Below are 13,934 nucleotides of genomic sequence, written 5' to 3' on the forward strand. Positions count from 1 at the left end.
TGGCTAGTTGCCAGCTTTTTCCATGGAAGCCCTTTTACTGACCAGGACCTACGACCCGCTATGTACCATGATGAGCGCGAAATTATTGCCGAGCAGATGATCGATAAGCTCGAATCTCAGTGTCCTGGCTACCTGGATGTTTCAGGTGATGACCGGTTGCTGCTGATGTTGATTATCGTCGCGAGGCTTTGGAGCCCGCCCAAGACGCAACTCGACTTGGCTCATGAGCTGTTGCAAAACTCTGTTGTTGCTTCAATGGACCTCAAGAAGCTCGCCCAATTGACGCTACACACTCGGCGCGTCATCGGCTCTGGCCTTGAAGCGGCCGATTTGCTTATCCATCTCGCTGCCAAATTGATAGCGTCGAAGCTGGGGATTGATTACCGGCATCCGAAGTTGGTCGCTGCGCTGGTGGGTACCGTGCAATCGACGTTATCCACGTCCCTGTTGGAGGTCATGCCCAATACTGCCGAGCTTTCGCTGGGTCTGCTCGGCGACGGCCCGAGAAGATCATTTCCAATGGTGGGTAACATCGACAGTTATCTAGGTTGTCTGATCGGTATCCGTCTGGCAGCGGAGGGAATCAAAGCCAACTTCGTCAATCCCGGCCGATACCAGCGCTCCGCTAAAGCGACATTCCTGTTTGACGCTCCGTATGTTGATCAAGAGCCTATGCTCCATGCATTGCACGAGGTGCTGACGCACAACGTTCAAAGTCGTCTGGTGGTGATCCAGAACTGGACACGTGCAAAAACGTCGGGTCTTTGGAAGGAGATGCAGGCGCTGATCCACGGTCGTGCCTACGTCGAGGCGATCATCGATTTCAGCAGCCTCCCTACGGCTTCCGATCACTGCACCGCGATTATTCTCAATACTGGAGGAGTCCAGGATGAGGTGCTCTACGTCGATGTATCCGTGGCCAATACGTCACTGCCCATGGATGGTATAGAGCGGATGCTGCTGGCTGGGTGTATCTACAATCTCTGGCAAGGCCGCCATTTCCATCGTGGGGAGGAATACCTTTCCGTCGAGGTCGTGCGGTTTCTCAACAACTACTTCCTGGACGGTTTCAAGCCCATTCGCGGTTTGTGCAATACCTCGAAAAAGTTGCCCAAGACGATGGGCAAAGCACGCCGTGCCACGGGAGAGTTTGTTAAGACGCTATCAGGTGGCGTTCCTGAGCGAACGTTGACCGACACCAGCAAGATGGTTGCGGATCGACTGACAGCGCGTGCCAAGGCCTGCTGTTGCTATGTGATCGGCAACAATGGCGAGGGCAAGAGTTTCCTGCTCCGCGATATCGTATACCGCTTGGCTGAAGTGAAGACACACAGCATCGGTATCCCGATGTCCCATGCTCATCGATTCCCTCAGGACGATACCTCAGTCAGCGCCTTCTTTGAGTACCGGGGCGCAATCAATAAACGCATCATGCCGAACATTCGCGTGATCTCATCCAGCCCAGACAAAGTTGCGCTCTTGAACGCGTGCCTGGGACTGGTCGGGTTCAGTTTACGCACCTTCCTTACCTTGAAATCCAAATCCGACCTCGACCGCCATGGTGACCCTCGGCGAGATGAACTCGACCTGGCAGTGGAAGAGGACGTCAGGTACCTCAACAGTGATCGCGGTGCGTTCAGTGCGTACACACTCAACTTTGTGCGCGAGAAGTACCGGACGATTGCCTTCGAACATCTCAGCTCCGGCGAGCAAAGCATTCTCAACCTGCTGATCAATATCATCTCTTCGAACGCCTTGAACACTACGTTCCTGATCGACGAGCCTGAAATCAGCTTGCATGTCGGTTGGCAGCAAATCGTGCCGCGCATCCTCACCCTGTTGAGCAAGCGTCTGGGCGCATCGTTTATCGTTGCGACTCATTCGCCCGTCCTCATCGCGAATGCAGCGAAAGACGATATTTGTTATGTGTCCAGATTCGCCGAGTTGAAGGAGATCCCCATCGATGAGCGTCATTCGGTGGAAACGCTGCTGATGGATGGTTTTGGAACATACACCCCGCATAACCGTGAGGTTCATGAGCGGTGTGCGAAGGTGGTGGCGTCAATTATTTCAGCTGTAAACACACCCGATGTCGTTGTTCAGGTGAGCGAAGCCACCGACAAGCTCAAACAGTTCGAAAAGTCCATTCACAAGGAACTCCTGACTGATAGCGACGAACGTACAGCCAGCGATCTGGACCTTGTTCGAAAAACCCTGGGTGCCGTTTCGATGCTGCTTAAACAAAGTGAGGCTAGCCATGGCTGAGTTCACTCTCGAAAAAATGGCAGAGGTCCGCGCACGTTATGAAGGTGAATGCCACGAACGCGAGATTCATCGGCAAAAAACGCTCGAGTATCTTGAGAAGCAAAACACGCTTGCGATCGCAGAGTTCGAGCGGCGAAAAAGCGGGAAGCCTGCCTCCAAAAAAGACCTCTGGACTCAATTGACGGGGTACAGGAAAAACCTCAAGTCTGGTGTAACCGGCCCTTTGATTCGCAAGGCGTTACGAGCATTTCTGGTGACGGAGCAAAATGGTCTGTGCTGTTATTGCCAGCGCCCACTATTAAATATTGCCCATGCCAAGCCCATCGAGCACATTCTTCCTCGGGTGGATTTCGTCCAGTACACCTTTCAATTCTGGAACCTGGCGATTGCTTGTTTTGATTGCAACCAGATCAAACTCGATAAGAACTGGGCGAATGTCGACAAGAAAGCCTTGGACACCTACCCAGGGTTTGCCGAATTTACCGAGATGTATCATCCGAGGTTTCATCCTTTTTCTAAGCACGTGCGGTTCATCCGGGTACAGACAAACGAGCTGCTCATCTCGATCTACATCGGAAATACCGTCCAGGGCCGGCATTTATGCTTGAACCACCTCCAAGAGCTGTCAGCGCGGGAGATCGTACTCAACAGCAATCCGCAACTCAGGATGGCGCTGGAAGTGATCAACGCCGAGGTTGCCGAGACGGAGGGGAACCTGCCGCCGGAACTCAAGGCTTACCTCGAAGCGCTGAATAAATCGACGTCGCAACTGTACGCGCTCGGTACGCCCCCACAAAAAAGCCCCTGACCACTCAAGTGGCCAGGGGCTGCTGTCATTACCCGAACTTAGAAATTCCAACGCGTAGTCAGCATCACATTGCGTGGGTCACCGTAGTACGCCGAGTTATAGAATCCGATGTTGGTGTAGTACTTCTTGTCGAACAGGTTGTTGACGTTGACCGTGGCGGAAACATTCTCGGTCACTTGGTAACGCGCCATCACGTCCACTAGCCAGTAGGGGTCTTGCGCGAATTTTTCCTTACGGTCTGTGGTGGGGTTGGTCAGCACCTGCCAGCCTTCACCCTGCCAGCGGGCGCCACCGCCCAGGGTCAGCTTGTCCAGCGGGCCGGTGAGCTTGTAGGTGGTGTAGAAGTTGACCTGGTCCTCCGGCTCCCAGGTGGAGACTTTCTCGCCGGTCTGGTCGCGAATGACTTTGTGGGTATAACCGGCCTGCACCTGCCAGCCTGGTGCCAGTTCGCCGGAGATTTCCGCTTCGTAGCCCTTGGTTTTTGCCTTGATACCTTTATAGGGATTGTCGATCAGCGACACGCCGGTGTAGTTCAGGTCGGCCTCTGCACGGTTTTCCTCGTGGACTTCGAAGTACGCCAGGCTTGCATTCAGGCGACCGTCGTAGAACTCACCCTTGAGACCGAACTCGTAGTTGGTGCCTTCGTCCGGCTCGAGCATTTTGTTGCTGGTATCGCGGTACGCGGTTTGCGGCAAGTAGATGTCGGTGTAGCTGGCGTACAGCGAGTAGTTGTCATTGAGGTCATAGACCAGCCCGGCATAGGGAATGACTTTGCCGGTGTCCTTGGTGTCGCTGGTGCCGGTTACCTGATAATTGGCAATCCGCGTACCCAGTAACAGGTGCAGGTCGTCCATCAGGCTGAAACGTGCGGTCATGTAGTTACCGGTCTGGCGCGTGGTTTCATCGTTCTTGAAGCCCACTTTTCCCCAATCCGGTTCGATGCTGTCGCCATTCCAGTTGTAGAAATCGTGAACGTTGTTGATGTAGGTCGGGCTGTAGTAGTCCTTGCCCACCCAGTGCGAAGAAGAGATCGACGAGCCGACCACCAGCTCATGCTCGCGACCGAACAGGCTGAAGGGGCCGGTCAGGTACACATCGCCGCTGTCGCTGACGGTTTCACCGGTGAACTTGTTGCCGTAGATTGACGACAACCCGGTCACGGGGTCTGGCCGGGTCAGGGAGCCCAGCGGTGCGTTATAGCCGTTGATCTGGTGGTTGTATTGCCCTTTGGCGACCCACCCATTATCGAAGGTGTGTTCCAGGGTGGCGAACGCGGTGCGCGAGTATTGCTCCCACTTGCTCCACTTGGCGCCGTTGTTGAACGAACGCGGCAAGCTGATCGTGTTACCGGCCCGGTCATAGATGGGACGGCTGCCGGACCAACCGGAGCCTTTTGGGTCGTTGTCCTGATAGTCGGCGCCGACGGTCAGTAGGGTGTCTTCATCCAGGTCGAACTCGAGAATACCGTAGAACACGCTGGTCTTGCGTTCATAGTGATCCATGAACGAATGCTCGTTCTGGTAGGCAGCGACGGCTCGGCCACGGACGTTGCCGGTTTCGGTCAGCGGACCGCTGACGTCTACTTCCGAGCGATACTTGTCCCAGGAGCCCGCGCCGAGTTCGACATGGCCCTGGAACACCGAGGTCGGTTTTTTGCGCACCAAGTTGATGGTCCCGCCCGGGCCGCCGGCGCCGGTCAGCAGGCCGGTAGCGCCCTTGAGCACTTCGACGCGGTCGTAGATCGCCATGTCGGTCAGGGTCTGGCCGGCCGAGTAGGGCGCGTTGCGCGTCATCGGGATGCCGTCGTACTGGAAGTTCTGGATGGCAAAGCCGCGTGAGTAGTAGTTGGTACGCTCACTGTCATAGGTCGACACGGTAATGCCCGGTGTGTGGCGCATGACGTTGTCGATACCGGTCAGGCCGAAGTCATCCATGGCCTGGCGCGTGACCACCGAGATCGACTGCGGTGTCTGGCGCGGCGTGAGGACCATGCGTGTAGCGGTCGCGATGGTGCCTGGGGTATAGGAACCCGTACCCTCTGTGACCGTGCCCAACTGGTTGGCCATGACCTGGGTTGCCCCCAGCTCCAGGGCGCCCGAACCAGCGCTAGCGCTGATGGTCACGGCATTGCCTTGCAGGCTATAGCTGACGCCCGTGCCTTTGAGCAGGGCAGTAATGGCCTTGGTCGGTTCCAGCTTGCCCTTTACGGCGAGGCTGTTTTTACCCTGCACATCCGTCGGGCTGTACAGCACTTGCAGGTTGGTCTGGCGCCCGAACTCCTGCAGCGCCGTCCCCAACGGCTGGGCAGGAATGTCGATCTCGATCTCCTGGGCCTGTACATAGCCCGACAGCGGCAGCGCGACCGCCAGGGCCAGCGCACACGGCTTAAGGTTGACGTTCAAGGCCCTGCGCATCGATAGCGCCTTGCTCAGGGGGCTGAGACCGAGTCGTACTGACATGAATGCGTTCTCTTCTATGTTTTTAGGTGGGCAGTTTATAGGTGTTTATTGAGGTCAATTCTCATTACCACTAGTGAGACGTTCCTACCTGAAGAAACCGGAAAAGAAATTCACGCGGGTTCCATTTCATACACCACCTGGCCCGCACTCAGGCGCACCAACTGGTCGGCAATATCGAAATAGCGGTCGTCATGACTGATCACGATGATGGTCTTGCCCAGGCGCTTGAGGTCCGGCAGCAGCTCGGTGTAGAAGACGCGGCGGAAGGCCGGGTCCTGGTCGGCGGCCCATTCGTCGAACACCAGTACCGGGCGTTCCTCCAGCCAGGCATTCACCAGGGCCAGGCGTTTGCGCTGGCCTGTGGAGAGGTCGGTGGTGCTGAACACGCCGTCCTTGACGCTGACCTTGTGCGCGATTTCCAGGCGTTCCAGGTACTTGGCGGCACTGTCCAGCGATTGGGTGGCGCTGCCTTGGACCAGGTCATCGAACAGGTAGTAATCGGCGAAAACCGTGGTGAACAGCTGGCGGTAGTCGTCGCGTGCCGGGTCGGTCACGGTTTCGCCGTTGAGGCGGATTTCGCCGGCGTGGGGTTGATACAGGCCCAGCAACAGCTTGATCAGGGTGGTCTTGCCGCAGCCGTTTTCGCCGACGATAAATACGATATCGCCCTGCTTGATGCTCAGGTTGATCGGCCCCAGGTGGAACGGCTGGCTGCCTTCCACCGGCGGCGGGCTGTACGTCACGCCGCGCAATTCCAGGCTGTTGACCACCGGCGTCGGGGCTTCGCTGCCATCCATCAGCAAGTGCGGCTCGGGGGATGAGAAGCGGTCGGACAGCTCGGTAATGCGCGCAAAGGCAATCCGCGCCTTGCCGATGATCGGCAAGTAACCCACCACATGCTCCAGCGGGCCTTTCATGTACAGCAATACCAGCACGAAGCCGGTGATCACCGCCGGGTCGGGGTTGGGGTTGTAGGCCTGCATGGCGAGGGCCAGGCCAATGACCACGAAGAACAGCATCGAGCCAAAGGTCTTGGCGACGATATAGATGTTCACCGAGCGCACCTGGATATCGCTGATGCGGTCGGCGGTTTCCTGGATGCGGTGGGTGTTCATGCGATAGCGGCGTGGGCGGTGGATGCGCAGTTCCTTGGCGCCCGAGGCGATCGCGGAGTAGTAGCGTTGCAGTTCGTCTTCCTGGTCGCGGGCTTCGTCGAAACCGCGGATGCCCTTGTGCCCGGCAACAAATTGCACGCTGCTGCCGATGGCGATGGCCACGATCATCATCAGGAACATCGGCACCGACAGGTACGCCAGGTAGCCCAGGCACCCGAGGGTGACGGTGGTGGCGATGGCCAACGGGGTGAACGCAAAGGAAAAATCGCTGATGGTGTCGACGTCGTGGGTCAGCACCGGAATCAACCGGTGGGAGCGATACCGCTCAATCTGCTCGATGGGCGCTGACAGCACCTTTTCACCGAGGTCCTTGCGCAGCGCGGCGATAATCCGCTGGCCCACATAGTTGGTGCCGATATCGGAGACGATCGAACTGGTCAGTGCCAACACGCACAACGCCGCAAACGTCAGGATCACCCCCTGCGTCATCCCGGTGGACGAGTGCAGGGCGTTATTGATGGTTGCCAGCAACAACGTGATGGCCAGGCCGCCGGCCATGCCCAGGGTGACGGAGACGATCACGATGGTGCGAAAGGGCCTGAGCAATGCGAGCAAACCGTTGAAGGCGCCGCGCTTGGGGTCGGTCATAAATACTTCCCGGAAAATGAAAAAGAGGGGGCTGGGCACACAGACCCTTACCCATGACAAACGAAGGATTGGCGCGACTATTTAGCTCGGCGTGCCCGGCGGTGGCGGTGATGGATAAATTGGGCGGGGCCTGGTTCGTTCTTGTGGTGTAGGCGCACGCGTATTGGCGCGTGCCTGATCTATCCAGCGAGAGCGAGACAATGACGAAAAAGAATCTGGTGTACGTATGGTCCCTGCGCAATGCCGCGGCCGACAAGGCCGGGCAGCCGGTGGCGTACAAGGACCACGAGCGCTACATGATGTCGGTGCTGGAATCCCTGGCGGGGGCGCTGAACGACACGCCGCTGGGCGATGCGTACAACCTGGTGGGGGTGGTGTACGACGATGACGAGCAGAACCCGCGTGACCAGCAATTGGTCCGTGACTACGGTTTTGCCTACCAGCCGGGGCGCCAGTGGCTGTACCCGGCCGACCTGCGGGTGCAGGGGCGCCTGGTCAATGATTTGCTGCTGAGCGTGCCGTCCACTTATCGGCGCCTGCCACGGGGCAGCGCGGAACACATCGCCGGCAAGCAGGACTTCGAACGCCGTCTGCACGACACGCTGGTGGAGTTGAAGGCCGATATCGTGGTGCTGGACGGCCTGCTGGTGATCCTCGACGAGCTCGTACGCCCCGGAGCGCCGTTTGCCCGTCGCATCATGAACATCCACCCGGGCATTACCCGCATCGAGTCGCCTTACGAGCGCCGGGGCGCCTATGCAACCTGGAACGCCCTGTACGGCGCGCGTGGGCTGACGGTCACGGACTGGGCCACCAAGGCCACGACGCCTTCGGAACCGCTGTACCTCACCGGCGCCTCGTTCCACTACGTGGACAACGGCATCGATTCGGGCGAAGTGTTCCACGACGTGCTCAAGACCGAGATCTCGCCGGACGACACCATCCTCGAACTGCGCTGGAACAACTTCAACAACAGCCTGTTCCCGGCGTTGCATGAAGGGTTGGCGTTGCTGGCGCAGAAGGGAATCTAAGCGGGCACGGTTAAGAATGTGGGAGCGAGCAAGCCCGCTCCCACATTAGATCTCCTGGGTGTTACAGGTCGCGCACTACGCGGAACCCAATCCAATCCCCCCGCGTCTGCGGGTAGATGGTGTTGCGGTTGCCCGAGCGCGAGAACACCGGCGCTTCACCCCAGTCATTGCCCCGAATCATGTAGCCCTCGCAGTTCGGCTCCATCCACGCGCTGCCATCGGTAGGCGCGCCGATGTAGTTGGGGTGTTCGCAGTCGGCCACGCGCTCGTAGACGTTGCCGTGCATGTCGTACATGCCAAAGGCATTCGGCGGGTAGCTGCCGACCGGCGACGAATAGCTGTACCCATCGGCCGGGCCATAGGTGTTGGCATGCTGGGCGATGCTGTAGTCCTTGCCCTCATCGAACGGGAAGGGGAATGGCCCGGTAGATCCGGCACGCGCGGCGTATTCGCGTTGGGCCTCGCTGACCATGTGGTACTGCTGGCCGGTTTTTTTCGACAGCCAGGCCACGTACTGCTTGATGTCGTCCATGTCCATGCACACCGCCGGCTGGCGTGGGCCCTGGGGGTAGCGCGGCTTGCTGGCGATGCATTCGCGGCCGGGGCGGGTGTCGCCATCGGCGATCTTCACGCCGGTTTGGCGCACGTAGCTGTCCCATTCGCCGGCGGTGATGTGGAAGCGGCTCATGGCGAACGGCTTGGCAAAGGTTACGTCGTGCATCGGGCCTTCATCCGGCTCGCGGCCGACTTCACCCTCGGGTGTGCCCATGGTGAAGGTGCCGGCGGGCAGCACCACCATTTCCGGGCAGTCCTTGCAGTCCTTGAACACTTTGCCGGGTTGTGGCGCGGCGGCCTGGGCGAGGCTTGGCAACAAGGCGCCGCACAGGGCGGTCAGTGCCAATGCCGTGAGGGGTTTGTTCATGGAGTCCTCTCATTCAACGTGGAAAAGGTGTGCGTTACACCCGCTGGCCCAGCAACGTCATGAAGCGCTGGATCTCTGCGGAAGAATTGAGCAGCCCAGGCGCGGTGCGGATCACTGGGCCGACATCACGGTCTACCGCATCGATCACCACGCGGTTTTTGATCATGTAGGCGGCCACGGCGTCACTGTCCTGGCCCTTGACCCTGAAGAAGGTAAAGCCGGCCGACAGCTCGGGGCTGCGTGGTGTGACCAGTTCGATCTGCGGGTGTGCCAGCAGCTGATCTTTCAGTTCGGTGTTCAACGCATGGATACGCGCCTGCACCGGCGCCTTGCCCAGCTGCAGGTGCAGCTTGAAGGCCTCGTCCGCCGCCCAGCGATGCTCGAAGGCGTGGTAGCCGCCCGGGGTCATGATGGTGGCGAAGTCCTTGTCTTCGGAAAAGGTCGGTACCATCGGTGTCACATACTTGTTTTGCGAGTCGCGGGCGCACACCAGTCCGGTGCCGCGCGGGCCGAACATCCACTTGTGGGTGCCGGCGATGAAAAAGTCGCAGTGCATGTCCGGAAAATCGAGGTTTTCCACGCCAAAGCCATGCACGCCGTCGACCACGTAAAGGATACGGTCCTTGTCGTCACGGTTGCGGTTGTGTTCTTCCACCAGCTTGCCGATCTCGCCGATGGGCAGTTTCACGCCGCTGCCGGACTGCACCCAGGTCATGCCGAGTACGCGGGTGTTGGGGCGGATGTTGCGCTGGATGTTGCCCAGCACCTCGTCGACGGACACGCGGTGGGCGTTCTCGAACAGGCGAATCTTGCGGACCTGGGTCTGCTCCTTGCGCACCCGGAAGTCCAGGCTGAACTCGGTGGCGTAGTGTTCGTGGACCGTGGTGAGGATCTCCTGGTCGGGCCGCACCTTGATCCCGCCATAAATCATCGCCAACCCTTCGGAGGTGCTGCCGGTGAGGGCGATCTGCGGCGGCGTGGCGTTCAGGTAGCGGCCGGCCCACTCGCGTACCTGGCCTTCGCGTTTCCAGGTTTCCTGCCGGTCCCAGTCCATGGCCAGGCCAGGGTTGCGATCGATCTGCGCGCGGTAGCGCTCAATGGCCTCGCGCACCGGCTTGGGGTGCGTGGCCACCAGGAAGTTGGAGAAGTGCAGGTAGTCTGGGTCCTGGTTGAACAGTTGCTTGAGCCCCGTCCATGGGGCATCGGTTGTGTTGGCGGCGAAGGCCTGCGGAAGCAGGGCAGCGCCCAGTGGCAGGCTGGCGGCAAATACACCAGCCTGCTTGAGGAACGTACGGCGGTCGGTCATGGACTGGCTTCTGGATGATTAGCGGTTGGCCAACGGCTTGGCAGCTTTTTGTACCTGGTCCCACACCCGCAGGAAGTTGCCTCCCCACAGCTTGGCGATGTCGGCTTCGGAGTAGCCGCGCTGGATCAGTTCGGCAGTGACGTTGCGTATTTCGCCGACGTTGTTCCAGCCCTGGACGCCGCCGCCATCGTTGAAGTCCGAAGACAGGCCGACATGGTCGATGCCGATCTTGCGCACGGTGTAGTCGATGGCATCCCCCAGGTCCTTGAGCGTGGCCTTGGGTTCTTCCTCGAGAATGCCGTACAGCGCGCTGGCATACTCGCCGAACTTGTGTTCGGGCCAGACGGCGATGATCGCGTCGCCCGGCATCAGCGCCACGGCGAGGTTGGGCAGGGGCGGCAGGTCGAAACGTGCGCGCAGGGCGTTGAGCTTGTCCTGGGTCGGCTGGCTCAGCGGGCGCAGGTAAGCGGAGAACCCCACGATCTGTACCACGCCGCCGCTGTTCTTGATCAGTTGCAGCTCTTTGTCGCTCAGGTTGCGCGGGATATCCACCGACGCGCGCGGCGCCGAATGGGACGCCACCATCGGCGTGCGGCTCAATTGCGCCACTTGCTCCAGCGCCTTGGTCGACATTTGCGACACATCGATGATCACCCCCAGGTCATTGAGACGGTGCACCGCTTGTTTGCCGATGTCCGACAGGCCATCAAGGGCGTCGGTGGAATCATTGAAGAACGGCAGTGGTCGCGACGAGTCCGACCAGGCGTTATTGCCCACATAGCTGAAACCGAACATGCGCATGCCGCGCGCCGCCCACAGGTCCAGCAGGTTCAGGTCGTTGCCCAGCGGGTAGGCGTTGAGCATGCTGATGAAGATTGCGAACTTGCCTTCGCCATGCAGGCGCCGGAAATCATCCGGGGTGTAGGCGATGGCGACCTGATTGGGGTAGTCGCGCACCATGCCGCTGATGATCTTGTAGCGCACTTCCTGTTCGTTGCGCGCGGCCTCGACAAAACCGTCGGTGGGTTTGTGCGGGGCGTTGGGGCCGTTCCAGATTTCCGGCCAGCCGAAGATGGTCAACGCTGCGCCGGACAAACGCCCGCGTGCCGCCTTGACCAGGTCGAACTGGCCTTCACCGTCCTTGTCGGCCTCGTTGCCGGCGGTGCCGAAATCCACGGGCACGGTGATATGGCTGTCGAACGACAGCAACCGATCCTGCATTTCATTGGCCTGCTTGATCACCGCCAGTGGGTAACCGGCATTGCCCTTGAACCAGTGATCCCAGACCAGGAAACCGGCTCCGGCACCGATGGCCAGTGCCAGCGGCAAGCCGATATACAGCGCCTTTTTCGAACGTGGTTTTGTCATTGCCATCTCAGTCAGTTGAGGCCTTCGCTATCAGGGAAGAACGAGTGATGGGCGGGGAAATTTAGGCGGGCAGGGCACGCCGGTAAATTTCCCCGGCGTGCAAACGTTCTAGCTCTGATAAAGCCGTTTCCTAAGGTAGACAATGACCATCTCTCGACGTGGGTTCATCGCAGGCCTGGCACTGACAGGTGCCGCTGTGCCGGCAGCCTTCTATGCCCATCGCGAGTTGACGCGCGAAGAAGAATTCCCCATCACCCCCGGCGAAGCCACGGTGGACCTGGCCGACACCGCCGGCCAGCACCTGGCAAACACGCTGCGTGGGGTCTGGGACCTGCGCCTGGAAGGTCGCGACGCCGGCCTCAAAGGGCTACCACTGCAAGATTTGCAACTGCTGCTCGACATCGCGCCCCGTGGGCGCGGTTTGCGCGGTTACCTGGACACCTCCGCCCACCTGCGCGCCGAAGGCGAGCCGCGTTACCGTGTGCTGGGTGACCTGCTGACGGGGGAGAGCGCTGTGCTCTACTGGCGCCTGATCGACCGTGATTCGGTCGACGGTACACCCGCCTATGAATTCAAGATGACCCTTGATGAGGTCTGGGCGGCCTTTGCCAACGCTGGCAGCAGCACCCTCAGTGGGCAGATCCTCGACCTGGATCGGCCACTTGCATGGGTTGAGCGCGATAATCGCTTCATCGCCCACAAGCAGTGGTTCCCCGAAGCCCGCCAGCGCATCGGCCTCAACCCGACCCTGCTGGCCTGGCTGATTTCTCCCGAACACCGCCTGTTTCATCAACTGTGGCACGCCACCCGTGACCAGTGGCACAAACTCTCCGAGGAAAAACGCGACGCCCTGCGTGGTATTGGCTGGCAACCCGGCCCACGCGGCCAGGAGCGCGATGCTCGGGGTAAACGCAAGGACCGTAACGGCTCAGGTATCGACTTCTTCTTCATGCACCGCCACATGCTCGGCACCGCGCGCTCCATGCAGGATCTGCCCTCGTGGCCGCAATTCCCCGAGCCGCAACCGGCCCTGGAACGCGATCGCCTGGGCTTTCTGCGCTACTTCGACAACCACGACGGCTTCGCGCTGCCGCCCACCTGGCAGGCACCCGATGACAGCGAGTACACCCAGTGGGTCAGCGACATCAAGGCTGCCGAGACTTACCACAGCAACTTTCAGGTGTGGGAGTCCCAATACCGCGACCCGCGCTACCTGGCCAAATTCACCCTGGGGCAGTTGGGCTCCGAGATGGAGCTGGGCCTGCACGACTGGCTGCACATGCGCTGGGCCTCGGTGCCGCGCGACCCGTCCAACGGCGCACCGGTGCCCATGGCCCGCGACCCGTCGGACTTCGCCCCACGCTGGTACGCGGCGGAAAACGACTTCCTTGGCGACCCGTTTTCCTCCCACGTCAACCCGGTGTTCTGGCACTTCCACGGCTGGATCGACGACCGCATCGAAGACTGGTTCCGTGCCCATGAGCGTTTCAATCCGGGCGAAGTCCAGCGCATGCAGGTCAACGGCGTCGCCTGGTTCGCGCCGGGGCGCTGGGTGGAAGTCGGCGACCCCTGGCTCGGTCCGGACACCCATGGCTGCAGCACCACGCCGGGCTTGCAGATGGGCCGGTCGATGGAGATGGACCCGGAGACCATGAAGCTGGCGCTGCGCATTACCTTTGGCGAAGACGAAGGTAGGTTGCAGGGACTGTTCAAGCGCGTACCGAAACGGCCTTGGTATGCGCGGCACCTGAAGTTGAAAACCTCCTGATTTTGAAACCGGGCGCGTGTTATGGCGAGTGTGACTTGCTGTGGTGAGCCCACTCACCACAACAAGCCCACTCACCAAAGGAATACGGCGTTGCGCAATTGCGATTGAACCAACCCAGATCCTCCTTGTCCCCGCTTCCCATGTCACCCCCCGCCTGTCAAATCCCTTAATTTTCCAAGCCTGCCGGAAGCCTCTCCAGGCCCCCGGCTGCGCCCGCTATTTTTTGGATGCGGGGCGCCCAGCA

At 60.0% G+C, this 13,934-nt stretch carries 9 protein-coding genes; 4 read left to right on the top strand and 5 right to left on the bottom strand.

Annotation, left to right across the window (positions count from 1 at the left end):
- The first annotated feature begins 60 nt into the window (after window positions 1–60).
- The gene (locus KHP07_RS16730; RefSeq protein ID WP_214497549.1) at window positions 61–2,265 is read left to right on the top strand and encodes an AAA family ATPase; all 2,205 of its coding nucleotides are present in this window, start codon (window positions 61–63) and stop codon (window positions 2,263–2,265) included.
- On the top strand, window positions 2,258–3,073 hold the full coding sequence (locus tag KHP07_RS16735) for an HNH endonuclease (RefSeq protein ID WP_078047969.1): 816 nt from the start codon (window positions 2,258–2,260) through the stop codon (window positions 3,071–3,073). The genes KHP07_RS16730 and KHP07_RS16735 overlap by 8 nt, the downstream gene beginning before the upstream one ends.
- A gap of 38 nt (window positions 3,074–3,111) precedes the next feature.
- Here the strand turns inward: KHP07_RS16735 and KHP07_RS16740 are convergent, their stop codons facing one another.
- Together KHP07_RS16740 and KHP07_RS16745 are read right to left on the bottom strand one after the other, a co-directional pair.
- A complete protein-coding gene (locus KHP07_RS16740) occupies window positions 3,112–5,487 on the bottom strand; it encodes a TonB-dependent siderophore receptor (RefSeq protein WP_100491003.1) in 2,376 nt (791 codons plus the stop codon).
- Window positions 5,488–5,642: 155 nt separating this feature from the next.
- On the bottom strand, window positions 5,643–7,295 hold the full coding sequence (locus tag KHP07_RS16745; protein ID WP_099492452.1) for a cyclic peptide export ABC transporter: 1,653 nt from the start codon (window positions 7,293–7,295) through the stop codon (window positions 5,643–5,645).
- Window positions 7,296–7,495: 200 nt separating this feature from the next.
- On the opposite strand from KHP07_RS16745, the gene KHP07_RS16750 reads away from it, so the two are divergent.
- The gene (locus KHP07_RS16750) at window positions 7,496–8,326 is read left to right on the top strand and encodes a formyl transferase (RefSeq protein WP_078047972.1); all 831 of its coding nucleotides are present in this window, start codon (window positions 7,496–7,498) and stop codon (window positions 8,324–8,326) included.
- Between the two features lie 61 nt (window positions 8,327–8,387).
- On the opposite strand, the gene pvdO is transcribed toward KHP07_RS16750, so the two are convergent.
- From pvdO to pvdM, 3 genes are read right to left on the bottom strand one after another with little or no spacing between them, the layout of a single operon-like run.
- The gene (pvdO, locus tag KHP07_RS16755; RefSeq protein ID WP_099492451.1) at window positions 8,388–9,248 is read right to left on the bottom strand and encodes a dihydropyoverdine dehydrogenase; all 861 of its coding nucleotides are present in this window, start codon (window positions 9,246–9,248) and stop codon (window positions 8,388–8,390) included.
- Between the two features lie 34 nt (window positions 9,249–9,282).
- Entirely contained in the window at window positions 9,283–10,554 is a 1,272-nt protein-coding gene (gene pvdN / locus KHP07_RS16760) for a pyoverdine-tailoring periplasmic protein PvdN (RefSeq protein ID WP_214497550.1), read from the bottom strand.
- 18 nt (window positions 10,555–10,572) lie between these two features.
- Window positions 10,573–11,922 carry a dipeptidase gene (gene pvdM, locus KHP07_RS16765; protein WP_214497551.1) on the bottom strand — a complete coding sequence of 450 codons (1,350 nt, stop codon included), beginning with the start codon at window positions 11,920–11,922 and terminating at the stop codon, window positions 10,573–10,575.
- A gap of 142 nt (window positions 11,923–12,064) precedes the next feature.
- On the opposite strand from pvdM, the gene pvdP reads away from it, so the two are divergent.
- Window positions 12,065–13,690: a pyoverdine maturation tyrosinase PvdP gene (gene pvdP / locus KHP07_RS16770; RefSeq protein WP_214497552.1), complete on the top strand. Its 1,626-nt coding sequence runs from the start codon at window positions 12,065–12,067 to the stop codon at window positions 13,688–13,690.
- Window positions 13,691–13,934 lie beyond the last annotated feature (244 nt).

Origin of the sequence: Pseudomonas sp. VS40 (genome assembly GCF_018587885.1) — a bacterium.
GTDB lineage: Bacteria > Pseudomonadota > Gammaproteobacteria > Pseudomonadales > Pseudomonadaceae > Aquipseudomonas > Aquipseudomonas pergaminensis.

Bases quoted from the DNA above. Each gene is read 5' to 3' on its own strand.
- KHP07_RS16730 (WP_214497549.1), top strand. From the start codon at position 61: ATGTACCATGATGAGCGCGAAATTATTGCCGAGCAGATGATCGATAAG.
- KHP07_RS16735 (WP_078047969.1), top strand. From the start codon at position 2,258: ATGGCTGAGTTCACTCTCGAAAAAATGGCAGAGGTCCGCGCACGTTAT.
- KHP07_RS16740 (WP_100491003.1), bottom strand. From the start codon at position 5,487: ATGCGCAGGGCCTTGAACGTCAACCTTAAGCCGTGTGCGCTGGCCCTG.
- KHP07_RS16745 (WP_099492452.1), bottom strand. From the start codon at position 7,295: ATGACCGACCCCAAGCGCGGCGCCTTCAACGGTTTGCTCGCATTGCTC.
- KHP07_RS16750 (WP_078047972.1), top strand. From the start codon at position 7,496: ATGACGAAAAAGAATCTGGTGTACGTATGGTCCCTGCGCAATGCCGCG.
- pvdO (WP_099492451.1), bottom strand. From the start codon at position 9,248: ATGAACAAACCCCTCACGGCATTGGCACTGACCGCCCTGTGCGGCGCC.
- pvdN (WP_214497550.1), bottom strand. From the start codon at position 10,554: ATGACCGACCGCCGTACGTTCCTCAAGCAGGCTGGTGTATTTGCCGCC.
- pvdM (WP_214497551.1), bottom strand. From the start codon at position 11,922: ATGACAAAACCACGTTCGAAAAAGGCGCTGTATATCGGCTTGCCGCTG.
- pvdP (WP_214497552.1), top strand. From the start codon at position 12,065: ATGACCATCTCTCGACGTGGGTTCATCGCAGGCCTGGCACTGACAGGT.